This is a genomic window from Pseudaeromonas pectinilytica (assembly GCF_054780855.1).
In genome coordinates this window covers 16953-43446 of sequence record NZ_BAAGVN010000069.1, presented here as the reverse complement: position 1 = coordinate 43446, position 26494 = coordinate 16953, and the positions used below count along the sequence as shown (strand labels likewise).

General features: G+C 56.3%; 24 protein-coding genes. 22 read left to right on the top strand and 2 right to left on the bottom strand.

What is annotated here, in order from left to right:
• The first annotated feature begins 129 nt into the window (after positions 1-129).
• From flgL to fliD, 5 genes are all read left to right on the top strand, one after another.
• Positions 130-1650, top strand: a complete 1521-nt coding sequence (gene flgL / locus ACYVG7_RS05055) for a flagellar hook-associated protein FlgL (RefSeq protein ID WP_460882134.1) — start codon at positions 130-132, stop codon at positions 1648-1650.
• A gap of 110 nt (positions 1651-1760) precedes the next feature.
• A complete protein-coding gene (locus tag ACYVG7_RS05050; protein ID WP_460882133.1) occupies positions 1761-3710 on the top strand; it encodes a flagellin N-terminal helical domain-containing protein in 1950 nt (649 codons plus the stop codon).
• Positions 3711-4072: 362 nt separating this feature from the next.
• Positions 4073-6010, top strand: coding sequence for a flagellin N-terminal helical domain-containing protein (locus ACYVG7_RS05045; RefSeq protein WP_460882132.1), 1938 nt, complete (start codon positions 4073-4075; stop codon positions 6008-6010).
• A 75-nt stretch (positions 6011-6085) separates the two neighbouring features.
• The gene (locus ACYVG7_RS05040; RefSeq protein WP_460882131.1) at positions 6086-6490 is read left to right on the top strand and encodes a flagellar protein FlaG; all 405 of its coding nucleotides are present in this window, start codon (positions 6086-6088) and stop codon (positions 6488-6490) included.
• A gap of 73 nt (positions 6491-6563) precedes the next feature.
• Positions 6564-8624, top strand: coding sequence for a flagellar filament capping protein FliD (gene fliD, locus ACYVG7_RS05035; RefSeq protein WP_460882130.1), 2061 nt, complete (start codon positions 6564-6566; stop codon positions 8622-8624).
• Between the two features lie 39 nt (positions 8625-8663).
• Here fliD and ACYVG7_RS05030 read toward each other — a convergent pair whose 3' ends face one another.
• Positions 8664-8960, bottom strand: a complete 297-nt coding sequence (locus ACYVG7_RS05030) for a hypothetical protein (protein ID WP_460882129.1) — start codon at positions 8958-8960, stop codon at positions 8664-8666.
• The gene (gene fliS / locus ACYVG7_RS05025) at positions 8957-9376 is read right to left on the bottom strand and encodes a flagellar export chaperone FliS (protein WP_460882128.1); all 420 of its coding nucleotides are present in this window, start codon (positions 9374-9376) and stop codon (positions 8957-8959) included. Before fliS ends, ACYVG7_RS05030 begins: the two co-directional genes overlap by 4 nt.
• A 237-nt stretch (positions 9377-9613) precedes the next feature.
• Here fliS and ACYVG7_RS05020 point away from each other — a divergent pair, with 237 nt between their 5' ends.
• The 17 genes from ACYVG7_RS05020 (at position 9614) to fliR (ending at position 26492) form a co-directional block, all read left to right on the top strand.
• Positions 9614-11059 (top strand): sigma-54 dependent transcriptional regulator, encoded by a 1446-nt coding sequence (locus tag ACYVG7_RS05020; protein WP_460882127.1) that lies wholly within the window; start codon positions 9614-9616, stop codon positions 11057-11059.
• A gap of 133 nt (positions 11060-11192) precedes the next feature.
• Positions 11193-12239, top strand: coding sequence for a sensor histidine kinase (locus ACYVG7_RS05015; protein ID WP_460882126.1), 1047 nt, complete (start codon positions 11193-11195; stop codon positions 12237-12239).
• Entirely contained in the window at positions 12236-13624 is a 1389-nt protein-coding gene (locus ACYVG7_RS05010; protein WP_460882125.1) for a sigma-54-dependent transcriptional regulator, read from the top strand. The genes ACYVG7_RS05015 and ACYVG7_RS05010 overlap by 4 nt, the downstream gene beginning before the upstream one ends.
• Positions 13625-13776: 152 nt before the next feature.
• Positions 13777-14100, top strand: coding sequence for a flagellar hook-basal body complex protein FliE (gene fliE, locus ACYVG7_RS05005; protein WP_460882124.1), 324 nt, complete (start codon positions 13777-13779; stop codon positions 14098-14100).
• Between the two features lie 66 nt (positions 14101-14166).
• Positions 14167-15846 carry a flagellar basal-body MS-ring/collar protein FliF gene (fliF, locus tag ACYVG7_RS05000; protein ID WP_460882167.1) on the top strand — a complete coding sequence of 560 codons (1680 nt, stop codon included), beginning with the start codon at positions 14167-14169 and terminating at the stop codon, positions 15844-15846.
• A complete protein-coding gene (gene fliG / locus ACYVG7_RS04995; RefSeq protein ID WP_460882123.1) occupies positions 15843-16883 on the top strand; it encodes a flagellar motor switch protein FliG in 1041 nt (346 codons plus the stop codon). Before fliF ends, fliG begins: the two co-directional genes overlap by 4 nt.
• Before the next feature lie 104 nt (positions 16884-16987).
• Entirely contained in the window at positions 16988-17797 is an 810-nt protein-coding gene (gene fliH, locus ACYVG7_RS04990) for a flagellar assembly protein FliH (protein WP_460882122.1), read from the top strand.
• Entirely contained in the window at positions 17794-19128 is a 1335-nt protein-coding gene (fliI, locus tag ACYVG7_RS04985) for a flagellar protein export ATPase FliI (protein ID WP_460882121.1), read from the top strand. The genes fliH and fliI overlap by 4 nt, the downstream gene beginning before the upstream one ends.
• A 78-nt stretch (positions 19129-19206) precedes the next feature.
• Positions 19207-19650 (top strand): flagellar export protein FliJ, encoded by a 444-nt coding sequence (fliJ, locus tag ACYVG7_RS04980; protein ID WP_460882120.1) that lies wholly within the window; start codon positions 19207-19209, stop codon positions 19648-19650.
• 107 nt (positions 19651-19757) lie between these two features.
• The gene (locus ACYVG7_RS04975; RefSeq protein ID WP_460882119.1) at positions 19758-22199 is read left to right on the top strand and encodes a flagellar hook-length control protein FliK; all 2442 of its coding nucleotides are present in this window, start codon (positions 19758-19760) and stop codon (positions 22197-22199) included.
• A gap of 65 nt (positions 22200-22264) precedes the next feature.
• Positions 22265-22798 carry a flagellar basal body-associated protein FliL gene (gene fliL / locus ACYVG7_RS04970; RefSeq protein ID WP_460882118.1) on the top strand — a complete coding sequence of 178 codons (534 nt, stop codon included), beginning with the start codon at positions 22265-22267 and terminating at the stop codon, positions 22796-22798.
• Positions 22799-22805: 7 nt separating this feature from the next.
• The gene (fliM, locus tag ACYVG7_RS04965) at positions 22806-23870 is read left to right on the top strand and encodes a flagellar motor switch protein FliM (RefSeq protein WP_460882117.1); all 1065 of its coding nucleotides are present in this window, start codon (positions 22806-22808) and stop codon (positions 23868-23870) included.
• Positions 23871-23872: 2 nt separating this feature from the next.
• A complete protein-coding gene (fliN, locus tag ACYVG7_RS04960; RefSeq protein ID WP_460882116.1) occupies positions 23873-24256 on the top strand; it encodes a flagellar motor switch protein FliN in 384 nt (127 codons plus the stop codon).
• A complete protein-coding gene (gene fliO / locus ACYVG7_RS04955) occupies positions 24253-24702 on the top strand; it encodes a flagellar biosynthetic protein FliO (protein WP_460882115.1) in 450 nt (149 codons plus the stop codon). Before fliN ends, fliO begins: the two co-directional genes overlap by 4 nt.
• On the top strand, positions 24692-25441 hold the full coding sequence (gene fliP / locus ACYVG7_RS04950; protein WP_460882114.1) for a flagellar type III secretion system pore protein FliP: 750 nt from the start codon (positions 24692-24694) through the stop codon (positions 25439-25441). The genes fliO and fliP overlap by 11 nt, the downstream gene beginning before the upstream one ends.
• Positions 25438-25707: a flagellar biosynthesis protein FliQ gene (fliQ, locus tag ACYVG7_RS04945; protein ID WP_460882113.1), complete on the top strand. Its 270-nt coding sequence runs from the start codon at positions 25438-25440 to the stop codon at positions 25705-25707. Before fliP ends, fliQ begins: the two co-directional genes overlap by 4 nt.
• A complete protein-coding gene (gene fliR, locus ACYVG7_RS04940) occupies positions 25704-26492 on the top strand; it encodes a flagellar biosynthetic protein FliR (protein ID WP_460882112.1) in 789 nt (262 codons plus the stop codon). The genes fliQ and fliR overlap by 4 nt, the downstream gene beginning before the upstream one ends.
• Positions 26493-26494: the final 2 nt, after the last annotated feature.

The following is a 26494-nucleotide window of genomic DNA, read 5'->3' as shown; positions in this document are numbered from 1 at the left end:
GTTGCCGGATCCCATGAAGTGCCGTTTATTTGTTTTTCCTTTTAAATCATGATGATAAATCCGCGTCGCCGCCTGGCTTGATTCCTGCATGGTTCTGGCTATCAACAGTATCCAGTCAGGAGTCCGGCGGTGAGAGTCCCTACCCAGACCTTCTTCAATCGCAGCATAGGCTCGGTGATGAGTCACCAAGCCAAGCTGAATGAACAGAACACCTATATTGCCGCGCAAAAAAAGGTGATCACGGCTGCCGATGATCCTGTGGCGTTTTCGACGATCCAGCGTTTGAAGCAGGATCTGTCGATGACGGCCACGCTGAAAAAAAACAGCGATCTGGCCGAGAACTCCAATGCCTTGGAAGAGACAGCGCTGGATCAGGGGGAAAACCTGATGCAGCGGGCGCGGGAGCTGTTGGTCACCTCCGGCAACGGTACCTATGACGCCAAGGCTCGCGAAGCGGTTGCCAAGGAGTTGGAGCAGATCCGTAAGGAGTTGATTGGTGTTGCGAATAGTCGCGACGCCAATAGCCAGTACATCTTTGCCGGTTACAAAGTGGATACCCAGCCCTTCCAGGTCAATGAGTTTGGCTCGGTCGATTACCACGGTGATGATGGTATTCGCAATTACCAGATCGGTAACTCGGTACAAGTGGCGGGAAACGATCCTGGCTCCAGTATCTTCGTCAATATTCCGACCGGCAATGGCACTTTTCTGGCGACGGCCAATGCCGCCAATAAAGGTTCCGGGGTGATCGACGAAGGGACCGTCATCGATCCGGTACTGTTTAACTCCTTTGCCGGTGAGACCTATACCGTCAGCTTCAATGAGCCAGTTCCGGGTGCCGATGTGGAATACCGGGTCTATGGCATGAAGCCCGGCACAGTGACCGGCAATGCCACGGTAAAAATTGCCGCTATTGACAGCAAAGACCCGAATTTTGCCACCGTAGCCCCCTCTGCCATCTATCCGGATACCACGGGACCGAACGGCAATAATGTCGGCGTGTCATTCAGCGAGAATCCGGTCGGCTCCGGTAAGTATGACGTCTCCATCAATATGGTGCTCGCTTCTCCGCAATACGATACCGCCAATACCAATGCGCAGAAGATTGGTGTCGATGGCATCAGTCTGGAAATTGACGGTCTGCCAAAAACCGGTGATGGCTACACCCTGACCCAGTATGTCGGCGCCACGCCGTATCAGAGCGAGCAGGATATCGAATTCAACGGCATCAAGACCCAGGTCAAGGGAACGCCCCTGGATCAGGACAATCTGTCGCTGGAGCCCAGTGGCCAGCAGGATCTGTTTGCCACGCTGCAACAGGCCATTGATGCGCTGCGAACCCCCGGCGAGAACGACACCGCCGAGGCCAAGCGCGACATGAGCCTGAATGCCGCCAAATTACAGTTAGACAATGCCTTCAACGTCGTGAAATTGACGCGCGCCGATGTCGGCGCTCGCCTCAACACCATCGACTCGCAACGGGAGGCCAGCGCTGACTATGAATTGGCCTCGAAGAAGGTGCTTTCCCAGCTGGAAGACCTGGATTTACAGAAGGCGATCTCCGATTTCCAACTGGAGAAAACCACGCTGGAGGTCTCCCAGAAGATGTTTTCCATGGTCCAGGATTTGAACTTGTTTAAGTACATGTAAAAAATTGGCACACAAATAGCATTAATTACATCGACAGCGAAAAACCGGCACGTTTGCAGCACTTGATAGCCGGTTCCCTGCAGATTCGAGCAGATAACTAGGAGCAAACCATGCCTCAAGTCATTAACACCAATATCATGTCGTTGAATGCTCAACGGCAACTGGATAAATCTCAACGGGCACAAAACCAGGCGATGGAACGTCTCTCCTCTGGTCTGCGTGTCAACAGCGCTAAAGATGATGCTGCGGGTCTCTCTATTGCCACCGGCATGGAGTCCCAGACACGGGGTCTGAACCAGGCGATTCGTAACGCCAATGATGGTATCTCCATGGCCCAGACCGCTGAAGGCGCGATGGATGAGATGACCAACATCATGCAGCGGATGCGGGAACTGGCCGTGCAATCGGCGAACGATACCAACTCGGCATCCAACCGAGCCTCGATTCAAAAAGAAGTCGATCAGCTCTACTCCGAGCTGGATCGGATCGCCAACACCACCCAATTCAACGGCGTGGTGTTGTTGAACGGCAGCGCCGGCCAAACCAACCTGCAGATCGGCGCCAATTCTGGTGAAAGTTTGTCATTTAATATCGATGCGGTGACCTCCAAGGATCTCAACCTGAATGCCGTCTCCGGCCTCGGTGAACTCAATGGTGGCCGCATTGACTCCACTGTAGCCATTAGCGCCAACTCGATCACCATCAATGATGTGACGATCACAGGGGCCACCGGAGCTATGAATGCCCAAGCCATGGAGACCGCCATCAATGCCGAGAAGGGGCTAACCGGAGTGACCGCCAATGCCTATAACGTGTTGAATGGCACAGGCAATCAGAATGGCGTGACCGCAGGCCTGACTATCAACACAGTCCTGCTCGGTGCCACGGCTTCGATGCAGGATCTGGTGAACAAGATCAACCAGGAAGTTCCAGGGGTGGTGGCCTCTATCGACAAGCAGGGCGGTTTGTCTTTATCCAATGATACTGGTGCTGCCATTACGATCGCCAACGGCGCTCAGATTGGTATGGTCAACGGGACTTACGACGGCTTCCTGGCCTTGACCAGTGCCGATGGTACTGAAATCAAGACCGGTTTGTCGGCAACGGGAAAAGCCGCCGATCTGCATGCCATTGGTTTTAACGTATCTCAGGGCTCAGACGAGGTCACCGGCAGTGCCGTCTCGACGGCAGCTGTGACCGCAAGCGATGGCATCATGATTAATGGCATCAAGGTCGGTGATATCACAGGTGCATCAGCAGCGGATAAAGCCTTTGCTATTAATGCATTACGCTCAGAAACCGGGGTCGAAGCAACCGCGCGTACCGAAGCCAAGTTTCAGCTGGCCGTAGGTACGAATGATGCGAACTTTAGAATTAATGGCACTTCTGCGACAGCTGCTTTGTCTAGTGCAACTACATTGGATGAGGCCATAACCAATATCAACGCCTTGGGGTTGGCAGGTGTGGTGGCCAGTGCCGACAAAACCACGGGTGAGTTGGTACTGACCTCGCAATCGGGTCAGGATATTCGAGTCAATGCAACGGCAGGGACTCTGGGGGCTGCCGCCTATAACGATACTATAGGAAATGGGGCGCTCGGTGCAGGTATTATCGGTGGCCAAATATCGCTAAAAGGTGATAGCGGGCGCGATGTGGTGGTGACCAGCAGCGCAGCGGGACAAGCGGCTCAGAGTACCGCATTGGCCAAGCTGGGGTTGACCTCCCAGGGGGGTGATGAGACGGCGATTGGCTCCGGCCTGAGCGTGTTAACGGCAGCCAATGCCAGCAACACCATTGAGCGGATCGATGATGCACTGAACAAGATTTCCGACTCTCGATCTAGTCTCGGTGCTGTGCAGAACCGCTTGACCTCGACGATCTCCAATCTGGCCAACGTGTCGCAGAACACGGCGGCAGCCAAGTCGCGGATCATGGATGCCGACTTTGCCGCGGAAACTTCGCAGATGAGTAAGGCGCAGGTACTGCAGCAAGCCGGAACGGCCATGCTGGCGCAAGCCAACGCCAGTAACCAGGGCGTACTCTCCCTGCTCAAGGGTTAATCCGCATCAGGAGTATCTGTCGCTCCTGTCTGCTCGAAACAGCCCGGCCTTGTGCCGGGCTGTTTTTTTGCGTTTTATTCTCTCGGCAATTCCTTGCCGCATCGGGATCGACGATTTGCCACCTGGTCTGATGCTGGAATCGGACTATTTTGACGCCTGGAGTAAAATGTCGTCGTTTTTTTGACCCCTATCGAATTTTCCTGCTCAAGCTTTCTGCATCAGCGTCGATAAACAGGGTGCAAGGCAGTTGTAAGGGTGGTGAAAAAAATCGTTAAAGCTTTTGCCGCCCTTGTCGATAACCTGAATGACATTACCAAGGCGCCTTAACTTTCCGGGCGTGAAGCGAGATAGGAGTAAATATTATGGCTATGGTTGTTAATACAAACGTTATGTCGCTGAACGCCCAGCGTCAGTTGAACAAGTCCCAGGCTGCACAGAACACCTCCATGGAGCGTCTGTCCTCTGGCCTGCGGATCAACAGTGCCAAGGATGATGCCGCCGGTCTGGCCATCTCCACCGGCATGGAATCCCAAACTCGCGGTCTGAACCAAGCGGTACGGAATGCCAACGATGGTATCTCCATGGCGCAAACCGCTGAAGGCTCTATGGACGAAATGACCAACATCCTGCAACGGATGCGGGAACTGGGTGTCCAGGCATCGAACGATACCAACTCAGCTTCCAACCGCGCCTCTATCCAGAAAGAAGTGGATCAGCTCTACTCCGAACTGGATCGTATCTCTTCTGTGACCTCTTTCAACGGCGTCAAGCTGCTGGATGGCTCTACCAAGTCCACCAGCCTGCAAATCGGTGCTAACTCCGGTGAAACCCTGTCGTTCTCCATCAAGGCTGTTACCACCAAGGATCTGAACTTGAATGCGGTCTCCGGTTTGGGTGAACTCAACGGTGGTCGAGTGAATGGCACTGCACTTTTGGCAGATGAAGTGACTATCAACGGCGTTAGCATGGGGGCACAAGCTGCAACCGATGCTGCTGGTCTGGAAACCTACATCAACGCCCAGAAGGGGTTGACCGGTGTCACTGCCGATGCCTACAACGTGGTCAAGAGTACCGGTGGTCTGGATGGTAAGTTAGCCTCAGGTGAGCTGACGATCAATACTGTTTCGTTATCCGGTACCTCTGATCTGAAGGGACTGGTTGAGGAAATCAATCTGAAAGTGGCTGGCGTCACCGCCAGTATTGGCGAAAATGACTCACTGGTGCTGAGTAATACCACTGGGAGTGACATCGTGATCGGGGGTACCGCTGCGGGTAAAGCGGGTCTTACTAGCGATACCTACCGCGGTTATCTCTCACTGAGTAGTGCCGATGGCTCTGAAATCAAGATGGGGTTGGGGTCAGCTGCCACCGCCTCTGCCACCAAGCTCCAGTCGCTGGGATTTAATGAATCCTCTGGCTCAGATAATGTGACAAGTGGTGCAGTATCTGGTGCTGCCGTGACCGCAGCTGATGGCATTAAGATCAATGGTGTTGCCCTAGGGGACATTACCGGCACTTCCGCCGCCGATAAAGCATTTGCCATCAATGCGTTACGCGATCAGACCGGCGTTGAGGCGAGTGCAAAGACCGAACAGTCATTCACTTTCGATCTAGTGGATGCCGAAGCTGATACTGGGATCCTGATCAACGGTACCTCCGTATCCTTCGCAGGGGTAACGACACTTGATGGTGCGGTGACTGCCATTAACGGCGCAAGTCTGGCCGGGGTAGTGGCTAGTGCCGATACTAAGACCGGTAAACTGGTTCTCTCTTCCCAGTCAGGGCAAGATATTTCAATTACAACTGGAGCGACCGGCGATGCGTTTGGCCTTGGCGCTGGTGCGACCACGGTCATCAAGGGGCAAATCTCCCTGACCGGGCAAAATGGTCGTGATGTAGTGGTGACCAGTGATGCAACCACCCAGGCTTTGCAGGGCACGGCTTTGGCCAAACTGGGGTTGACGGATCAAGGTGGTAACGAAACCGCAGTCGGTCGTGGTCTGAGCATGGCAACTGCTGCCAACGCCGCTAACTCTATCGAGCGGATTGATGCAGCACTGAAGCAGATTTCTGATGGCCGCGCCGACTTGGGTGCTATCCAGAACCGTCTGACTTCCACCATCTCTAACTTGTCCAACGTGTCGCAAAACTTGTCAGCTGCGAACTCCCGTATTCGTGACGCCGACTTCGCTGCCGAAACCTCATCCATGAGCAAGGCGCAAGTGTTGCAACAGGCGGGTACAGCCATGCTGTCTCAGGCTAATGCCTCCAGTCAGAACGTGCTGTCACTGCTCCGTTAAGACAGTTAGTCTGGCTTGGTAGACTAAATTAAAGCTTCCCAAGCAATTGGGAAGCTTTTCCTTTAGGAGGTGAATATGTCTGAATTACAACTGAGTGGTGCCGCCTCGGAACTGACGCGTCGCCCCGCGGTTCAGGAGTCACCCAGAAAAGAGTTCACGGGTGTAGCCCTGGACAACAAGATAGCAACGCCTTCGGCTGATCAAGCTAAGGGTGAGGATGAAAACTCAGTCAAGAGTGCCCAGAAGGCCGAGGATGAACGCAAACGGTTGTCTGAGGCGTCCAGCAACTTGAATGAGTTTATGCAGACCATGCAGCGTAACCTCAAGTTTACGGTGGATGAAGTCAGTGGTGAGTCGGTGATTGCGGTGCATGATGCCAAGACGGATGAGTTGATCCGGCAGATCCCGTCCAAGGAAGCGCTGGAGTTGATCCATAATATGGACAAGGTACTCGGTTTGTTGTTTAAAGCTGAAGCATGATTGGCCTGTAATTTGCTTGATGTTCGGGTTAAGGCTGTTGTTGTATTAACCCGACACGGCAAGGAGGAGTGAAATGGCCGCTATTACATCCACAGGCTTGGGCTCAGGGCTCAAGATCAATGACATTGTGACCGCCATTGTCGGGGCAGAAAAAGACCCGGCGATGAAGAAGATTGATGCTGATGCCAAAACGGCAACCGACAAGATCTCGGCCTTTTCTGCGCTCAACAGCGCCCTCTCATCCTTCAAAAGCTCTTACAAAGACCTGGGTTATGCCTCGACCTATTCGGCCGTCAGCATCAAATCCAGCGATGAAGGGGTCTTGACCGCCAAGGGCGGCATCGGCGCCCAGACCGGCAGTTTCGAGTTCAAGGTGAATCAACGGGCTCAGGCTCATACCCTGGTCAGTGGTGATACCGCAACCTTCAGCAACCCCAATGCCACCGTCGGCACTGGTAAACTGACCCTGCGTTTTGGTACCTATAACGCGGATGGCAGCTTCTCGGTGAATGCCGACAAGACCATCAAGACCATTACCGTCGATTCATCCAATAACTCGCTGGCGGGTCTGCGCGATACCATCAATAAGACGGATAACGGCGTTACGGCGTCGATCATCAACGACGGTTCAGCCTATCGTCTGGTGCTGACTAGCAAAGAGACTGGGGAAGCCAATGCCATCGAGCTGACGGCGGCGGACGATGACGGTAACAATACCGACACCGGCGGCTTGTCACGCTTTGCCTATGGCGCCAGCAACAAGAATATGAAGCAAACCTCGGTGGCACAGAATGCCAAAATCGAGATGAACGGCATCACCATTACCCGCAGCAAGAATGAGATCGACAGCGTGATCCAGGGGGTAACCTTGAATCTCAATGGGGTGACCGAGACTGGCAAGGTGGTGAAGTTGACCATCGGCAAGGACACCTCGACCATCGAGAGTCAGATCCGCGCTTTCATGGATACCTACAACAAGACCATTAGCCAGGTGAATGAGTTGACCAAGTACAATGGCGATGGTGGTACCAACGGCGTCTTGATTGGCGATGCCACTGTGCGCAACGTCAAGAGTCTGATGCGGGATGTGCTCAATACCCAGGTCAAGGAGACCGGCAGTTCGATCCGCAGTTTTGCCGATTTGGGATTATTGACCAAAAAAGATGGCACGCTGGAGTTGAATGAGACCAAATTTAAAGCCGCGATGGCAGGGAATGTGGAAGATATTTCCAAATTCTTTACCCAGGCGGGCAAGGCCTCCGATCCGCAAATTAACTATGTGACCAATAGCTCGCTGACCAAACCCGGCACTTATAGTGTCGAGGTCACCCAGTTGGCGACGCAAAGCAAACTGACCGGCAGTACCGCCTTGACCTTTCCGTTGACGGTGGATGCCGATAATGAAGCCTTCAAGGTGCGGATCGACGGCATCTTGTCGGGAGAGATCAAGCTGGCACAGAAGAGCTATGCCACGGCGTTGGATTTTGCCGCTGAGATGCAGTCGAAGATCAACTCCGATGCCACGCTATCCACCAAGGCCGCCAGTGTCAAAGTTGCGGTAGATGCCGATGGCAAGTTGCAGTTCACCTCGGATCGCTATGGCTCGCGCTCTATGGTGGCCTTTACCGAAGTGGATACCAACTTTGCGGCCAGCTTTGGCATCGGCGTGCAACAGGGCTCGGATGGGGTGGATGCCAAGGGCAAGATTGATGGTGTGGAGGCGCTGGGGGATGGCAATACCCTGCTCTCAGAATCGGGGAACTCAACCGGGATCAAGGTGGAGATCGCCGGCGGCGCCTTGGGGAAACGAGGCACAGTCACCCTGTCCGAGGGGCTGACCAGCATCATGAATACGGTCCTCGATGGCATCATCGACAAGAGCATCTCTTCCAGCAAGGGGGACATGGATGTCAGCAGTGGCCTGCTGGATGGCAAGATCGACGCACTCTACAAGCAACTGGTGGAAGTGGATCGCCGGGAAACCGATCTGAAGTACCGGATGGATAAACTCGAGGCCCGACTGTACAAACAATTCAACGCAATGGATTCGGTTGTATCCAATTTGAGCGCTACTATGTCGTCATTAACGCAATCTCTTGCGACCTTGCCTGGATATACCAATAGTAGCTCTTGATTTTTTGGAACAATAATTGTGCTAATAACTACGGCGCCATCAGGCGCCGTAGCTTTTTTTGACCTGCTGGCTGCGTTTGAGGTGCAGCAGTTCCTGCTTCAGCGATTCGCGGTGCGTACTGGCCTTGTTGACCAGGATCCCTAGCACATAACGCAGTTGCTCCAGCTCTTGCTGTTCGGCCGCTAACTGCTGCGGCGTGGCTTGATCCAGATGCGCCTGGATGGCGGTGCTCAGTGCCTCCATCGCGGGGAACTCGTCATCCAGCAACTCATCGGGCTGATTCAGCGCCTGATAGAGCTGCTCCAGCAGCTGCGGGATATCCTGCTGCGTTGTCATGACGCCGAGCCTGCTTTCTTGGCCTTGAATTCGTTGCGTACCTCGCTAGGGATGCCGTCCCAGCCTTCCTTGATGTTGATGAAGATCTTGGCGACTTCGTCGAGTTTTTCCTGGCTGTTCTGCAGGTTGGCTTCGGTCAGGGTGCGAATGCTGTAGTCGTAGAGTGCCGCCAGGTTTTGTGCCACCTCGCCACCCTGCTCTAGATCCAGGCTGCCTTGCAATTCGCCGATCAGCGCCAGGGCCTTGTTCAGTGATTTAGCCTTGCCCTCTACGTCCTTGCGTTCGATGGATCCTTTGGTCGCGGCGATATTGCCGAGAATGTGCTGCAGTACAATCGAGATCAAGGTGTGGGGATCGGCATCATCAATATTGCTGACGCTGGCCTGACGATACTGCTGGATGGATAGTCTGGTCATCTTGGGTTCTCTCTTGTTCACAATCAATGGCGGCTGCCAGTATGCCCTATAAGCGTATTATCGTCCCAGCTCCGCGAGGCTTTAATGGTTTTCGTCACGAAACAATCACCCATCACCGAGCGGGCATAGGATTTATTTTGACACTGTGTCATTATTTTGTCGGTGATGGCTCATCGCTAGCTGTGTCGGTAGTACTAGCAGAAATCGGGCCGAATATTCAAAGCATTAGGTGGTGGCATGCGTGAGCAGAAGTGCGTCCTGATTATCGATGGTGATGAAAAGCGCCGTCAGCAGATGGAGACGGTACTCAATTTCATGGGGTTTGATTGGCGGTGTGGGGATGAGCCGGATTGTCTGGCCTACCTGGATGGTGCCGACGACCTGTTGGGCGTGGTGGTGGGGAGCCTGCAAACCCGCACCCTGGATCAGCTGTTGGGCTCTCATCCGCAGATCCCGTTTTTAAGCTATCAGCATCAGGGCTCGGCGGGCAGCGGCTCTGGGCCCACCAACCTGCTGGGACTTCTCAGCGATCCGGTCGGTTATGACCAACTGACCAGTCTGTTGCATCTGTGCCACACCTTCATGGCGTTGCGCAGCCACCAGGGGGAGTCCCAGGATCAGAAGCTGCTGAAGTTTCTGGTGGGGAAGGGCATGGCAATGCAGGAAGTGCGTCGGCTCATCAGCCAGGTGGCGGATAAAGACGCCAACGTGCTGATCCTCGGTGAATCCGGTACCGGCAAAGAGGTGGTGGCGCGCGCCATCCATGAATTGTCGCCCCGTGCCAATGGCCCCTTTGTGCCGGTGAACTGTGGCGCCATCCCGGCGGAGCTGCTGGAGAGCGAGTTGTTCGGTCATGAGAAGGGCTCTTTTACCGGCGCCATCTCCGCCCGTCGCGGTCGCTTCGAACTGGCCGAGGGCGGCACCCTGTTTCTGGATGAAATCGGCGATATGCCGATGCCGATGCAGGTCAAGTTGTTGCGGGTTCTGCAGGAGCGGGTGTTCGAGCGGGTGGGCGGCAGCAAACCGATCAAGGCGGATGTGCGGGTGATTGCCGCGACGCACCGCAATCTGGAACAGATGATCGTCGAGCAAAGTTTCCGCGAGGATCTCTACTATCGGTTGAATGTGTTTCCCATCGAGACACCATCCTTGCGCGAGCGGGCCGATGATATTCCCTTACTGCTACAAGAGTTGCTGAACCGGCATAGCGGTGAGCACAAGGCCTGGCTGCGGTTTACCCAGCGGGCCATGGAGTCGCTGATGCTGCATCGTTGGCCGGGCAACGTGCGCGAACTCTCCAATCTGGTCGAGCGTCTGTTGATCCTGTTTCCCAACCGAATTGTCGACGTCAAGGATCTGCCGGTGAAGTATCGCTATGGCAGTGATGTCTGGCAGGAGACGGGGCCGGTGAATGAACAGGCGGAGCGGGATGCCTTGATCGATGTGCTCTCGGAATCATTTGAACAACCCGAGGAGCCGGCCGCGGATCCTTTTACTCAGGTGCTGCCGGAAGATGGTCTCAATCTCAAGGATCTGCTGGCCGAGTTGGAAATCGGCATGATCCGTCAGGCGTTGGAGATGCAGGATGGTGTCGTGGCCCGCGCCGCCGACATGCTCGGCATGCGCCGGACCACGTTGGTTGAGAAGATGAAAAAATATGACATGACCGCACGAGACATGTAGCAACTAGGGGCTTATAGGTAGTCAATAGGGGCTCATTCCTCTCCTTAGAAAAGGCGCTGCGGCGCCTTTTCTATTTTTGGCACGCATATTGAATAACCCGGTATTATCCCAGTCGCTCACGGGTTTATGACGTATGACAGCATCTACTTTCTCCAACTTGCCCGACGCATGGTCTTCGCCATCCTTGTTTGGCGAGATCTTCAATGAAGTCCCCTCTGGCTTGGTATTGCTCGATGGCTCGGGTCGGGTGGCCCGCGCCAATCGCGCGGCGCTGATGCTATTGGGCGAGCCGTTGGAGGGGGAAAGTTGGGGCAACATCATCCAGCGCGTGTTCTGCCTGCGTCCCGACGATGGCCATGAAGTCTCGTTGCGCAATGGCCGCCGGGTCCAGATCTCGACCCAGCCGCTGAAGCAGCAAGAGGGGCAGCTGATCCAGATCACCGATCTGACCGAGACCCGTTGCTTGCAGGATCAGCTCAGTCATATGGAGCGGCTGTCGGCACTGGGTAAGATGGCCGCCTCGTTGGCCCACCAGATCCGCACCCCGTTGGCGGCGGCTATGTTGTACGGTGCCAATCTGGCCAATCGCACCCTGAGCAATGAGGCGCGTGGCAGCTTCCAGAAAAAATTGATGGATCGGTTGCGGGATCTGGAAACCCAGGTCAGCGACGTGCTGCTGTTTGCCCGCAATGGCGAGCAGCAGGTGGTCAGCACCATCGAATTGACGGAGCTCATCACCAGCATCGAGCGTGGGGCGGAAGCCATGCTGCAACAGGTCGGAGCCAGTTTGCGCATCGAGATGGATAGCCCACCGATCCCCTTGCTGGCCAACAGCTCGGCACTGGCGAGCGCCATCAATAATCTGCTGGCTAATGCGCTGCAGGCGGGCGCCACCCAGTTGCTGGTCAGCGCCCATCGCGCCGGGGATGATGTGTTGGTCCGGGTCGTGGATAACGGCCGGGGCATGTCACGGGAGTTGCTGGCCCGGATCTTCGAGCCCTTCTATACCACCCGCAGTAATGGCACTGGTCTGGGATTGGCGGTGGTGCAATCTGTGGTTCAGGCCCATCAGGGCAAGATTGAAGTGGCTTCGGTGGAGGGCGAGGGCAGTTGCTTCACCCTGCGCTTGCCTTGTCATCACAGCGTGGTCAGCCGTCAGGCTGTTGGAGGTGCATCATGACTCAGGCCCGCATTCTGGTGGTTGAAGACGATCATGGCCTGCGCGAGGCGATTGTCGATACCCTGTTGCTGGCGGGCTATGCCTGCCAGGAAGCCGACAGTGCCGAGGCCGCGTTACTGCAGCTCGGGCGTCAATCCGTTGACATGGTGATTTCCGATATCCAGATGGGCGGCATGGATGGTCATACCCTGCTGAGTAATATTCGCCTGAAGTATCCGCAGACTCCGGTGCTGTTGATGACCGCCTACGCCAACATCGATGGTGCTGTCCGGGCGATGCGCGAAGGCGCCATTGATTATCTGGCCAAGCCGTTTTCACCGGAGGTGCTGCTCAATCAGGTCAGCCGCTATGTGCCGCCACAACGCATCGAGCGCAAGACGCCGGTGTACGGTGATGCCAAAACTGCCGACTTGCTGCAACTGGCGGCCCGGGTCGCCCGCTCCGAAGCCACAGTCATGGTGACCGGTCCCAGCGGCACCGGTAAAGAGGTGCTGGCGCGCTATATCCATGATCAATCCAATCGCGCCGAGCAGCCCTTTGTGGCCATCAACTGCGCCGCGATCCCGGAAAATATGCTCGAAGCCACGCTATTCGGCTATGAAAAAGGCGCCTTCACCGGCGCGGTTCAGGGCTGCCCCGGCAAGTTTGAACAGGCCCAAGGCGGCACCCTGCTGCTGGACGAGATCACCGAAATGGACTTGGCGCTACAGGCCAAGTTGTTACGGGTGCTGCAGGAGCGCGAAGTGGAACGCCTGGGTAGTCGCAAGACCATACCGCTGGATGTGCGGGTGATCGCCACCAGTAATCGGGATATCCGTCAGGCGGTGGCGGCCGGTTTGTTCCGTGAGGATCTCTTCTACCGGCTGAATGTATTCCCGCTGCGCTGGCAGCCGCTGGTGGATCGGCCGGGAGATATACTGCCGATTGCCGAGCATCTGCTGCAGTGGCATGCCAGTCAGCAGGGCGCCAGCGTACCGACGCTGGATGCTGCGGCTGCCGAACGATTGCTGCACTACCGCTGGCCGGGCAACGTCCGTGAGTTGGATAACGTCATCCAGCGCGCACTGATCTTGAGTGACGGCCGCCTGATCCAGGCTGGCAATCTGATCCTGGATGAGCAGCAGTGGCCGGGTGTCGTAGATGACGACGTGGAGGATCAACCCCTGCGCGGTGAGGAACTCAGTTGGGAATATACCGAGCGCCTGCCGGGTATGGAGCGACTGGGGAATGAACTGCGGCAACAGGAGCACCAGATCATCCTCGATACCTTGATCGCCTGCCAAGGCAGTCGCAAGGAAGTGGCCGACCGCCTGGGTATCAGCCCGCGCACCCTGCGTTATAAATTGGCGCGCATGCGCGATGTCGGCATCGAAGTGCCGGATTAATTTTTTTCTCTCCAGCCCGCCATCCGGCGGGCTCTTGTTGTAAAATCCCCCGCTTTCCAGTGAGTTAGACGATATATGTTCCTGGCACTTAAATTGCAGATACAGGGTATCCCCCTGGGGTTGTCAATTTAATGTCGCTGTGAGGAACCGCTATGGACGTGCAAGCTAGCTCTCTGTTCAAGGATTTTGAGGCCCTTCGCTTCGAGGCCCTGGGTCCCGGTTCCCGCGCCACGCCGATGAATGGTGAGGTTCAGCAGGATTTTGGTCAGGCGCTCAAGATGGCGTTGGAAAATGTCAATTCACTGCAACAAGATGCCAGTACGCTGCGCACCCGCTTTGATATGGGCGATCGCAGTATCAATCTTTCGGATGTGATGATTGCAGGGCAGAAGTCCTCCATAGCGTTTGAAGCCACAGTTCAAGTGCGCAATAAGGTGGTCGAAGCCTACAAGACCATCATGAATATGCCGGTGTAAGTGAAGGGGTAGAAAATGGCTGACGACAAGCGCAATCAATTGATGGTAGCCGGCGGGGATCCGCTGATGGGGGCCGGGGTGGATGATGTGGTCACCACCAAGCCTTCGTCGCTGGCATTCATGGGAAATGTCGATGTTCTGCGTCAAGTCACCCTGGTTCTGGGCTTGGCCATTTGTCTGGCGATTGCCGTTTTCATCCTGCTGTGGGGCAAAGAGCCGGAGATGCGACCCCTTGGACAGTTCACCACCGACGAGTTGGTGAAGACCCTGGATTTTCTGGATCAGAAACAGCTCAACTACAAGGTGGAAGGGAATTCGGTGCTGGTCACCGCCGATGACTATTCCAATATTGTGTTGCAACTCAAGCGTGAGGGTTTAGCCCAGCCGGAGTTGCCAACCGGTGATTCCTTGTTGCTCAAAGATAGCGGCTTTGGTGTCAGTCAACGCCTGGAAGGTGAACGGCTCAAGTACAGCCGCGAACAACAGTTGGCCCGCGCCATCGAGCAGTATCGCAATATCAGTAAGGCCACAGTCCTGCTGGCCATTCCGAAAGACAATGTCTTTGCGCGCAACGAACGCAAACCTAGCGCCACCGTCGTGGTGGCCCTCGGCTCGAGTGGTGCGCTTGGGCAGGAAGAGATCGATGCGATTGTCGATACCGTCGCCTCCGCCGTTCATGGTCTCGAGCCCAGCCGGGTGACGGTGACCGATCAGAATGGCCGTCTGCTCAACTCCGGCTCCCAGGATGCGGCTTCATCCCGGGCGCGCAAAGAGTTCGAGATGCAGCAGAAAAAAGAGCTGGAATACAAGCAGAAGATTGATGCCATCCTGGCGCCGGTGCTGGGGATTGGTAACTACACCGCCGAAGTGGATGTCAGTCTGGACTTCACCCAGGAAGAAGAGACTCGCAAGCGTTTCAACCCGGACTTGCCAGCGGTGCGTTCGGAAGTCACCCTCGAAGAAAACAGCATGGGTGCCGCGGGCAACACCGGCGTGCCGGGTGCCCTGTCCAATCAGCCCCCAGCTGCCAGCAATATTCCTGAACAGGCGACAGGTGCCGCAGGCGGGCAAAGTGCTGCCAATGGCCGCAGTCGTAAAGAAGCCACCCGGAACTATGAGTTGGATACCACGGTCAGCCATGTTCAACGTGCATCTGGTGGCATTCGCCGTCTGACGGTATCGGTCGGTGTTGATTACAAGAACATTACGGCGGCGGATGGCAAGGTGACCCGCGAGCCACAAACCCAGGCTGAGTTGGACACTATCCGTCGTCTGCTCAAGGGCGGGATCGGCTTTGATGTCAGCCGCGGTGATAATCTGGAAGTGGTCAGTCTCTCCTTCAATCGCCCGGATTTGACCAGCGTCGCGGAAACGCCGTTAGTGGAGCAAAGCTGGTTCTGGCGCGCCATACGCATTGCCGCTTCTGTGTTGGTGATCATCGTGCTGGTGGTGACCATAGTGCGTCCGATGCTGGCTCGCCTACTCTATCCGGATCAAAAGCCGGAAGGCCGCGAAGTGGATATGGACAGCTCGGTGGCTTTGGATGGCGATGACGAGTTGAGTCTGCTGGCCTCGCAAGCGGACATGCAGGAGCCGATATTCGGAGTGCGCAATGGTCAGTTGGTGTTGCCGGATCTGCATCGGGATGAAGACTTGCTGCGGGCGGTACGCGCCCTGGTAGCCAACGAACCGGATCTGGCGGCTCAGGTGGTCAAGGAATGGGTGATTAAGGAAATGGCAAAATGAGCGAAAAAAATCAGATCACCACGGAACAGCAACAACTCCTAGATGCCATGACTGGCATGGAGATGGCCGCAGTCTTGATGCTGAGTCTCAATGAAGAAGATGCTGCACAGATCTTCCGTCATCTGGAGCCGAAACAGGTGCAGCGCCTGGGGATGTCGATGGCTTCGATGAAGGACTTCAGCCACGACAAGGTGACCGCGGTGCATCGCCAGTTCATCGAAGATATCCAGAAATTCTCCAATATCGGCATCGGCAGTGAAGACTTCGTGCGTAAAGCCCTGGTGGCGGCGTTGGGTGAAGACAAGGCCGGCAACCTGGTGGATCAGATCATCATGGGCTCCGGGGCCCGAGGTCTGGACTCTCTGAAGTGGATGGATGCCCGCCAGGTGGCCAGCATCATCCAGAACGAACACCCGCAGATCCAGACTATAGTGCTCTCCTATCTGGATCCGGAGCAATCGGCCGAGATCATGAGTCAGTTCCCGGAGCAGGTGCGGCTCGATCTCATCATGCGGATTGCCAACCTCGAAGAGGTACAACCGGCTGCGTTGCAAGAGCTCAACGACATCATGGAGAAACAGTTCGCCGGTGCAGCCGGTGCCCAGGCGGCCAAGATGGGCGGCTTGAAGGCGGCGGCCAGCATCATGAACTATCTGGACACCAACGTCGAAGGCCAGCTGATGGATGCCATTCGCGACTCCGACGAAGAGATGAGCCAGCAGATCCAGGATCTGATGTTCGTGTTCGAAAACCTCATCGATGTCGACGACCGGGGCATTCAGGCCTTGCTGCGCGAGGTACCTGGCGAGCTGCTGCAAAAGGCGCTCAAGGGTGCCGACGATCAGCTCAAAGAAAAAGTATTCAAGAACATGTCCAAGCGCGCCGCCGAAATGTTGGGCGAGGATCTGTCAGCCATGGGGCCGGTACGGGTCAGCGATGTGGAAGCAGCACAAAAAGAGATCCTCTCGATTGCTCGCCGTCTGGCCGATGCTGGCGAAATCATGCTCGGTGCCGGCGGTGGCGACGACTTCGTCTAATTCAGACGCCGGGGGGCATATCATTCCCCGGTGCTCCGTGGGACTATGATCGGCACAGGATGCATGAACTAGGCATCTAATCGATAACAGGCAGGAGTAGCAGGGTGAATCCGAAGCAGCCAACACCCCAGGAACAGCGTGAACAGCCAGCGGGCGAGGCTTTTACCGCCTGGGACTGGCCCATGATGGAAACTGCCGATCAGGAGCCGGAAAGTAATGCGCTGGGGTACTCTGCGGGCTGGTATCAGAGCGAACAGGCTCCGGTCGAAGCGGAGGCTGAAGTCGAGCCTGAACAGCAGCCGCTGACGCTCGAAGAGATAGAAGCCGTGCGGCAGGCCGCCTATGAGGATGGCTTTGCCGAGGGGCGAGAGGCGGGCTTGGCTCAGGGTCTAGAAGAGGGGCGTCTGCAGGGACTGCAAGAGGGTCATACCGAGGGGCTGGCGCAAGGCCAAGCCGAAGGGCTGGCGCTGGGGCAGGATCTGATTGAACAGCAAGTCACCCATTGGCAGCAGCTCTGCGCCCAGCTGGTGCAGCCGCTGGCCCAGGTCAATACCCAGGTCGAGCAGCAGTTGGTCTGGCTGGCATTACGCTTGGCCAAGAGCCTCATCCGCCATGAAGCCCATACCTCGTCCGATCTCTTGTTAAGCTCGCTCAAAGAGGCGATCGCTCTGCTACCTTGTGCCGAAGAGGGCATCACTCTGACCTTGCATCCCGAGGATGCCGAGCTCATTCGCAGTGCCTATGGCGAAGAAGAGTGCCAGCGTCGGGGTTGGACCTTGCTGGCGGAGCCGGCACTGCAACGCGGCGATCTGCAACTGGCCAGCCGCACGTCGAGCATCGACTGGATGCTGGAGGAGCGTATCGAGAATCTGCTGCGTAACTTCCTGCGGACCAACCTGGATCGGCAGTCATGAGTCTGCTGACGCGTCTTGGTGCCTATCAGGTGAGTGAGACCGCGACCCGTCCCAGCGTTGCCGGAAAATTGACGCGGGTGGTCGGATTGACGTTGGAAGCGATTGGCTGCCGTGCCGCTGTAGGCTCCTTGTGCCGCATCGAAACTCTGGATGGTTATCTGGAAGCGGAAATTGTCGGCTTTTCCGGCGATAAACTGTTCTTGATGCCCAGTGAGCAGCTCAAGGGGGTCATTCCCGGCGCCAAAGTGACGCCCATCAGCGACGAGCACGGTATTCCGGTCGGTATGGCCTTGCTCGGGCGGGTGATCGACGGGGTCGGCGAACCGCTGGATAGCCTGGGACCGATTTTGACCGCTGATTCGGCGCGCCTGGTCAATCGTCGACTCAATCCGCTGGCGCGCAAGCCGATCCATCAGCCGATGGATGTCGGGGTGCGTGCCATCAATGCCATGCTCACCGTCGGTCAGGGCCAGCGGATGGGACTATTTGCCGGCTCCGGGGTCGGTAAGTCGGTATTGCTGGGGATGATGACTCGCGGCACCACCGCCGATGTGGTCGTGGTGGGGTTGATTGGTGAACGGGGTCGGGAAGTCAAAGAGTTCATCGAAGAAATCCTCGGCGTCGAGGGCCGCGCCCGCTCTGTGGTGGTGGCGGCACCTGCCGATGCCTCGCCGCTGATGCGTCTCAAGGGCTGTGAAACGGCCTTGACTATCGCCGAATATTTTCGTGATCAGGGGCTCAATGTGTTGCTGTTGATGGATTCCCTGACCCGCTATGCCCAGGCACAACGGGAAATTGCCCTGGCGATTGGCGAGCCTCCGGCGACCAAGGGTTATCCACCCTCGGTGTTTGCCAAATTACCGGCGCTGGTGGAGCGTGCGGGTAACGGCGCCGAAGGGCAAGGCTCCATTACCGCCTTTTTTACCGTTCTGACCGAAGGCGATGATCTGCAAGATCCTATCGCCGATGCCTCTCGGGCCATTCTGGATGGTCATATCGTGTTGTCGCGGGAACTGGCCGACAGCGGCCACTACCCGGCGATTGACGTGGAAAAGTCCATCAGCCGGGTCATGCCGATGGTCACTTCCGAAGAACATATGTTGATGGCGCGCACCCTCAAGCAGTGCTACTCCCTGTATCAACAGAACCGCGATCTCATCACCATCGGTGCCTATCAGCGCGGCGCCGACCCGCGTCTGGATCAGGCCATTGCTATCCGGCCACTACTGGACCAATTCTTGCAGCAAAAAATGAAAGAGGTGGTGCCTTATGACGACTGCCTGCAGATGCTGCAACAGGTTGCCATGACGCTCGTGCGCGGCAATCACTAATTCGGCAGTCATGGAGTCGACAGTGTCCGCGCTATTTTTTCTTTCGTTTGATGTGTGCTGTGATGCACCGAGGTCACCATGAGCAGAGCCATACAACTATTGGTGGATCGTCTAATCGAAGCCGAAGATCGGGCTTCACGAATTCTGGCGTTGGCCCGGCAGGATCAGATGCGCTACGAGAGTCAGCTCGAGGCACTGAATCAGTATCGGGAAAACTACAGTGGCCAACTGACGGAGCGCGGCAGCAAGGGGCTCAATGGCCTGCAGTTTGGACACTATCAGGCCTTCATCAACAAACTGGACCATGCCGCCACCCAGCAGTTAGAGGGATTACGGCAGGTGCGGCAGGCAACAGAAAATCGTCGTAAGGAGTGGTTGGAACTGCAACAACAACGCAAGGCGCTGGAAATGTTGCTGGAACGCAAGGCCGCCAAGGAAGCCATCAAGCAGGCTCGGCAAGAGCAGAAGTTGCTCGATGAGTTTGCGACCTTTCGTTATTTTCACCGCCAGGCCGAGTCCTAGTCGTTTTTGGCCTGAAAATTGCCAGAGATTGGCATCGAATACTCAATTCACGCTGTGCGGGTGTCGGAGAGTGACACTGGCTGGCATGGGATCCAAGGTGGCAGGCGATGATGCAGGTAAACAGCAAGATTACCCTAGAGGCACCTCAAGAGAGTCTGGGGGGGCTTTCCCGTTCATCCGCAGTCCAGGGCGAGAATAATTTCTCGGCTGTGCTGGAAGCCAAAACGACGGCCCCGCAGCGGCAATCGGACGCTTCGAAGCCTGCTCATCCATCCAAAGCGGCCTTTGCTGGCGTCTCCCGGGCTGAGGTGAAGCCTCAGGAGCCTGGGGTTACGAGTGCCGCGAATAAGCCTCGAGCTGACACCAACTCCAGATCTGCTGCCGTTGTCGATGCCGCAAGTTCTCCGCGTACAGACGCTAAACCGCAGGATAAGGCGGCAGTTTCGGCTGCAACCACCACTGCAACCGCCGTTTCGGTTACTCAGGATATAGCCCCAGAGGCTGGTACGGTTGAGACAGACTCGGATGTATTGTCAGAGCAGGAGCGTGCGCTGATCAGTAATCCGAATATGCAGGATAAGAAAGCAGTAAACATTGCCGACTCCGACGCTTTAGCGTGGGGGGATATGGATGCCGCCGCGGAGGCATCGGCAGAGGTCATGGACCCAGCGCTTTTGAGTTCGGAGGCCCTGAGTTCGGAGTTTTGGGAGTCTGGCGCTGGAGCCGATCACGTCAAGATCGCGGGCGACCCTTTGCTGCCAGAAACTGAAAGTACATCCGATGCTTCACCGGACAGCGAGGCGGCTGCCATCGATTTTTTACAGCATCTGCAAAATAGTCTGGCGACCAATACCCAGGTGGTGATCCCCAAGGCAAATCTGCAGACACCAGATTTGGCCGCGCTGACGAGTACGGATCCCACGGCAAACGGTGATCCTGTGACCTCGAATACGGAGTCGAGCGGCAAATTCTTGCCGCCGAGCGAAGTCGCCGCCTCGTCATCTGATGTCTTATCTTCTGCGGAGTCCAAGCTGACGGAGGAGGGCTTTAGCCAGTGGCTGGATGAGCTGGTATTGCCCGCCGAGCCGATGTCGAGCCCATCGGAGCCGCCTGCGTCGAGTGACGTAGCAGCGCCGACGGCTGGATCGGCGGCCAAGTCGGGCGTTCAGGCATTCGCGGCTGCGGTCGTGCAGGAAGGGCCAGATGAGGCAGTGAGTGATGCCGGCGCTGTTGCTGTGGCCCAGCAGCCTGAGCGCGGTGAACACGCCTCCGAGTTGGCACAATTAGCGGCGCTCTTGGCCGGTGGCGGCAAACGGGAGGGGGCGAGTCCAGCCACTGCAGAGGTATCGGAGGCAGTCACTACTGTTCTGGGTATTAAACCAGAGTCCAGTCAGCGCTCCTCCGAGTTGGCACAATTAGCGGCGCTCCTGGCCGGTGGTGACAAACGGGAGGGGGCGAGTCCAGCCACTGCAGAGGTATCGGAGGCAGTCACTACTGTCCTGGGGATGAAACCAGAGTCCAGTCAGCGCTCCTCCGAGTTGGCACAATTAGTAGAGGCGCTCTTGGCCGGTGGTGACAAACGGGAGGGGGCGAGTCCAGCCACTGCAGAGGTATCGGAGGCAGTCACTACTGTTCTGGGTATTAAACCAGAGTCCAGTCAGCGCTCCTCCGAGTTGGCACAATTAGCGGCGCTCCTGGCCGGTGGCGGCAAACGGGAGGGGGCGAGTCCAGCCACTGCCCTGGTATCGGAGACAGCGGTTTCGGCGCTGGTTCGCGCACCGCTCGAAACGACGGCGGGGCCGACAACCGAGCTAGCCTTCTCATTAAACAGCATCATGTCTTCGCAGACTTCGCAGACTTCACAGACTCCGCAGGCCTCGGGTGAGGAAGTCTCCCGGGATGAGTTCAGTCTGCAGGCCAATATTCAACCTGACAGTGTGCGCTCGGTATCCACCGGGACCATTTCGGAAATGCATGCGCTCCTGGGTGAGACTCAAGGCTCGGTTACGCACGCTGTTACATCCGCTGCTATCACATCTACTGCCGCCGCCCAGGAGGCTCTATCGCGCAGTCGTGAAACCCCGGTTTCTCTTGCGGCTGTCCATCTGGGGCTGCCTCAACAGGCTGCGCCGGAGCTGGCGGCGCGCATGACGCTGATGATGGGGCAGAAGTGGCATGAGGCCGAGATCCAGCTTGAGCCGCAGGGGCTGGGGAAAATGAGCATTCAGTTATCGATCGATCAGGATCAGAAAGCCAATGTCCAGTTCATCGTCCAGCATGGTAGCTCACGAGAGTTGCTGGAGCAGGCGCTGCCAAAACTGCGCGACATGCTGGCGAGCCAAGGCATCCAGCTTGGGCAGACTAACGTGCAGCAGCAGTCTGCGGGTCAACAACAAGATCCGGGACAGTTGGCCCAGCAGGGGCAAGGGCAGGGTAATGGTTCATCCTCGCCTTGGCGTCGGGGCGAAAATAGCCTGGGTGAGAGTGTGGATGTACAGAATCTGGTCATCCGCTCGACGGATGCCTCAGGAATTGATTTCTACGCTTGATGCAAACTGATCCACGCTTATGATGAGCGACAGATCCTGATCAATAGAGCCGGAGCACGATATTCATGGCTGAGGAAGAACAGCTACAACTCAAGCCCCAGGGGGGCAAGAAAAAACTGATCATCATCATAGCCGCAGCACTCATCTTGTTGATCGGCGGTGGTGTCGGTGGCTGGATGATGCTATCCGGCGGCGACGAGAAGAAGGACGATGCCAAGGCGGAGGGTGAGGGCGGTCACGGTCAGAGCGAAGAGGAAAAGGCCGCCGAGCAGGCTGCCAAGATGGCTCTCTATGTGGTGTTGCCTCGCCCCTTTGTCTTCAACGTTGCAGCCAAGCCGCGCTATCGTTTGGTACAGATCAAAGTGGCACTCTTGGTCCGTGGTGCGGCGAATCAAGCCTTAGCCACCTTACATACGCCACTGATCGAGGGCGCCATGTTTAAGGTGTTTGCCGCTGCCAGCAGCGAGCAGCTGGCGACTGTCGAAGGGCGTAACAAATTACGCAGTGATGCCATGGCATCGGTGAGCCAGGCACTGCATGAAGTCACTCAACAAGCCGTGGTCGAGCAGGTTCTGTTTACCGGCTTTGTCATGCAATAGGTGAAACGTGAGCGATCTGTTAACACAGGACGAAATCGATGCCCTGTTACACGGGGTCGATGAAGTAGAAGAGGAGGATGTTGGCCTGGCGACGGCGCCGGGCGTGATGACCTTTGACTTCTCATCCCAGGATCGGATTGTCCGGGGCCGCATGCCAACCCTGGAGTTGGTCAACGAGCGTTTTGCCCGCCATATGCGGATCAGTCTCTTCAACATGATGCGCCGTACCGCCGAAGTCTCGATCAATGGCGTGCAGATGCTGAAGTTCGGCGAGTATGTCCACACGCTGTTTGTACCCACCAGTCTGAACATGGTGCGCTTTCGTCCGCTCAAAGGGACGGCATTGATCACCATGGAGGCTCGGTTAGTCTTCATCCTGGTTGAAAACTTCTTTGGCGGCGATGGTCGCTATCACGCCAAGATCGAAGGGCGGGAGTTTACCCCCACCGAGCGACGCATTATCCAGATGTTGCTCAAGCTGGTGTTTGAGGATTACAAGGAGGCCTGGGCTCCGGTCATGGATGTGGAGTTCGAATATCTGGATTCTGAAGTGAACCCGGCGATGGCCAACATCGTCAGCCCAACGGAAGTGATCGTGGTCAGCTCGTTCCATATCGAGCTGGATGGCGGCGGGGGGGACTTCCATGTCGCCATGCCCTATTCCATGCTGGAGCCGATCCGTGAATTGCTGGATGCCGGGGTACAAAGCGACAAAGGCGATACCGATCTGCGCTGGAGCAAGGCGTTGCGGGACGAAATCATGGATGTCCAGGTCGGGCTTTCCACCCGGTTGTTGCAGACCGAAGTTACCTTACGCCAACTGATGAACTTCAGAGCCGGAGATATTATTCCGGTGACCATGCCCGAGTCGCTGTTGGTCTTTGTTGAAGACCTGCCGACGTTCCGGGCCAAGTTGGGCCGAACTCAAGACAAGGTTGCCATCAAAATTGCCGAGAAGATCAAGCGACCCGATTCGGTCAAAAACGAGATGACGCTGGTCACCCGAGGCGGGATGCGCATCGATGGGGTGGCTGAACTCGAAGAGCTTGAAAAGAGCATTGAGGAAGAATAGGAATGGATGATCAGGATTTAATGGCCGATGCCTGGGCTGCGGCTCTGGGCGAACAGGCGGATGGGGAAGTCAAACCGGCCAAGTTGGAGGAGTTTGATGAGTCGGCGCCCATCTCGATGGAAGAGCGACGCAAGCTGGATGCGATTCTGGATATTCCGGTCACCATCACCATGGAAGTGGGACGCAGCCAGATCAGCATTCGCAATCTGCTGCAATTGAACCAGGGCTCGGTGGTCGAGCTGGATCGGGTTGCAGGCGAGCCGCTGGATGTGCTGGTCAATGGCACTTTGATTGCACATGGCGAAGTGGTGGTGGTGAACGATAAGTTCGGGATCCGCCTGACCGATGTCATCAGCCAGACCGAACGGATCAAGAAGCTGAAATGAGACATTATTGTGGGTTCCTGGCCACGCTGGCTACACCGTTGCTTGCCGCTCCGGTCTCAGGAGCAGGAGCGACGGCGGGCAATGCCAATATTATCCAGTGGTTGGTCAGTTGTTTTCTGGTCATCGGTTTGATTCTGCTGCTGGCTTGGCTGTTGAAAAAAAGTCGGTTGCTGCCGAATCAGGCCCAGAGCCAGTTGCGGGTGCTGAGTGTCCTCTCATTGGGAACCCGAGAAAAGTTGCTGGTAGTCAAGGTGGGTAGCGAGCAGTTGGTGCTGGGCATGACGCCGGCGAATATCTCGTTGCTGTGCAAGTTGGAGACGCCCCTCAACGAGCAGAGTCTGGTGCCGCCTTTTGCCGCTCAGTTGGCCAAACTGATGAAGCCGGAAACGACCTCGGCGGTGGAAGCAACCGCGGATAGCCCAACCGGGGGCCACCATGAAAGGTAACTGGTATTGGTTGTTGCTGTGTCTCGTGGCTCCTTCGCTGTGGGCGCAGACCGGTGGCCTGTCGGCCGTGACCATCACGACCAATCCGGATGGTTCCCAAGAGTACAGCTTGACCCTGCAGATCCTGGCCTTGATGACGGCGCTGACCTTTTTGCCGTCAATCGTCATCATGATGACCTCGTTTACCCGGATCATCGTCGTGCTGTCGATTTTGCGGCAAGCTATCGGCTTGCAGCAGAGTCCATCGAACCAGATCCTGATCGGTTTATCGCTGTTTCTGACTCTGTTTATCATGGCGCCGGTATTCGATCGCATTAATGCTGAGGCGCTGCAGCCTTATCTGAATGAACAGATCTCATCCCGCGAGGCGTTTGATACCGCGCAGGTTCCGCTCCACCAGTTTATGCTGGGACAGACCCGAATTAAGGATCTGAATAGTTTCATGGAATTTGCCAACGTTCACGTCGACAAACCGGAACAGGTGCCGATGCGGGTGCTGATCCCGGCATTTATGATCAGTGAATTGAAGACCGCCTTCCAGATTGGCTTCATGATCTTCCTACCGTTCCTGGTCATCGATCTGGTGGTTGCCAGTATCTTGATGGCCATGGGGATGATGATGTTGTCACCCATGCTGATCTCGTTGCCCTTCAAGTTGATGCTGTTTGTGTTGGTCGATGGCTGGACCCTGATCATGGGGTCGTTGATCAACAGCTTCGGTGTCGGGGGTGGGGGATGAACCCCGAAGCCTTTGTCGATGTCTTTCGCGAATCGTTAGGCATCGTCAGCCTGTTGGTCTGTGCGGCTATACTGCCGAGCCTGTTTATTGGCTTGATCGTCTCGATATTCCAGGCCGCCACCTCAATTAACGAACAGACGCTGAGTTTCTTGCCCCGCCTGCTGGTCACTCTAGCCGCGTTGGCGCTCGGTGCGCACTGGGGTTTGCAGATCTTGCTGGATTTTTTCACCCTGATCATCGAGCAAATCCCCGAGGTGCTGGGGTGAATTATCCGGCGGATATGGTGATGGCGTGGATTGCCTCCTATGCCTGGCCCTATGCCCGTCTTTCCGCCATGCTGATGACCATGTTAGTCCTCGGCTCTCAGACTGTTCCCATCATGATCCGCGCCAAACTGGCCCTGGTGATTACCGTGGCGATGGCTCCGTTGCTGCCGACTATGCCTGCGGTCGAGCTGTTCAGCATCACGGGGATGATGATCACCGCGCAACAGGTGTTGGTCGGGGTTGCCATCGGCCTGGCTTCGCAATTCTTGATCCAGACCTTCATCATGGCCGGGCAGATCATCGCCATGCAAACCAGCCTTGGCTTTGCCTCCATGGTGGATCCCATCAACGGTGGTTCGACACCGGTCGTCGGCCAGTTCTACCTGATGCTCGGAACCCTGATTTTCTTTGCCATCGATGGTCACCTGACCATGTTGCATTTGCTGCAGCTGAGTTTTACTACTTTGCCCGTGGCGGTCAGCGGGATCAGCATTGAAGGGTTTCAAATGCTGGCGGCATTTTTGGGCGTGATGTTCGAGATGTGTCTTTCGGTCTCTCTTGCCGCCATTGTCGCCATGCTGCTGATCAATTTTGCCTTTGGTGTCATGACGCGTGCCGCGCCACAGCTGAACATTTTCAGCATGGGTTTTGCGATCAGTATGATCTGCGGCTTGTTGGTGATCTGGGTGTCATTGGGGGGCTTCATGGAGCACTTTTTGCAGCATTGGCAGCAAGTGGAGTCACTGATTTGTGACGTGATCCAGACCCAGTGTTTGGGGGGATAGGC

Excerpts from the sequence above, each read along its gene's own strand:
- fliD (WP_460882130.1), top strand. The coding sequence starts at position 6,564 with ATGGCCGCTATTACATCCACAGGCTTGGGCTCAGGGCTCAAGATCAAT.
- fliE (WP_460882124.1), top strand. The coding sequence starts at position 13,777 with ATGGACGTGCAAGCTAGCTCTCTGTTCAAGGATTTTGAGGCCCTTCGC.
- ACYVG7_RS05050 (WP_460882133.1), top strand. The coding sequence starts at position 1,761 with ATGCCTCAAGTCATTAACACCAATATCATGTCGTTGAATGCTCAACGG.
- fliI (WP_460882121.1), top strand. The coding sequence starts at position 17,794 with ATGAGTCTGCTGACGCGTCTTGGTGCCTATCAGGTGAGTGAGACCGCG.
- fliQ (WP_460882113.1), top strand. The coding sequence starts at position 25,438 with ATGAACCCCGAAGCCTTTGTCGATGTCTTTCGCGAATCGTTAGGCATC.
- fliP (WP_460882114.1), top strand. The coding sequence starts at position 24,692 with ATGAAAGGTAACTGGTATTGGTTGTTGCTGTGTCTCGTGGCTCCTTCG.
- ACYVG7_RS05015 (WP_460882126.1), top strand. The coding sequence starts at position 11,193 with ATGACAGCATCTACTTTCTCCAACTTGCCCGACGCATGGTCTTCGCCA.
- ACYVG7_RS05030 (WP_460882129.1), bottom strand. The coding sequence starts at position 8,960 with ATGACAACGCAGCAGGATATCCCGCAGCTGCTGGAGCAGCTCTATCAG.
- ACYVG7_RS04975 (WP_460882119.1), top strand. The coding sequence starts at position 19,758 with ATGATGCAGGTAAACAGCAAGATTACCCTAGAGGCACCTCAAGAGAGT.
- ACYVG7_RS05010 (WP_460882125.1), top strand. The coding sequence starts at position 12,236 with ATGACTCAGGCCCGCATTCTGGTGGTTGAAGACGATCATGGCCTGCGC.
- ACYVG7_RS05045 (WP_460882132.1), top strand. The coding sequence starts at position 4,073 with ATGGCTATGGTTGTTAATACAAACGTTATGTCGCTGAACGCCCAGCGT.
- fliF (WP_460882167.1), top strand. The coding sequence starts at position 14,167 with ATGGGGGCCGGGGTGGATGATGTGGTCACCACCAAGCCTTCGTCGCTG.
- fliL (WP_460882118.1), top strand. The coding sequence starts at position 22,265 with ATGGCTGAGGAAGAACAGCTACAACTCAAGCCCCAGGGGGGCAAGAAA.
- fliO (WP_460882115.1), top strand. The coding sequence starts at position 24,253 with ATGAGACATTATTGTGGGTTCCTGGCCACGCTGGCTACACCGTTGCTT.
- ACYVG7_RS05040 (WP_460882131.1), top strand. The coding sequence starts at position 6,086 with ATGTCTGAATTACAACTGAGTGGTGCCGCCTCGGAACTGACGCGTCGC.
- fliN (WP_460882116.1), top strand. The coding sequence starts at position 23,873 with ATGGATGATCAGGATTTAATGGCCGATGCCTGGGCTGCGGCTCTGGGC.
- fliJ (WP_460882120.1), top strand. The coding sequence starts at position 19,207 with ATGAGCAGAGCCATACAACTATTGGTGGATCGTCTAATCGAAGCCGAA.
- fliS (WP_460882128.1), bottom strand. The coding sequence starts at position 9,376 with ATGACCAGACTATCCATCCAGCAGTATCGTCAGGCCAGCGTCAGCAAT.
- fliG (WP_460882123.1), top strand. The coding sequence starts at position 15,843 with ATGAGCGAAAAAAATCAGATCACCACGGAACAGCAACAACTCCTAGAT.
- ACYVG7_RS05020 (WP_460882127.1), top strand. The coding sequence starts at position 9,614 with ATGCGTGAGCAGAAGTGCGTCCTGATTATCGATGGTGATGAAAAGCGC.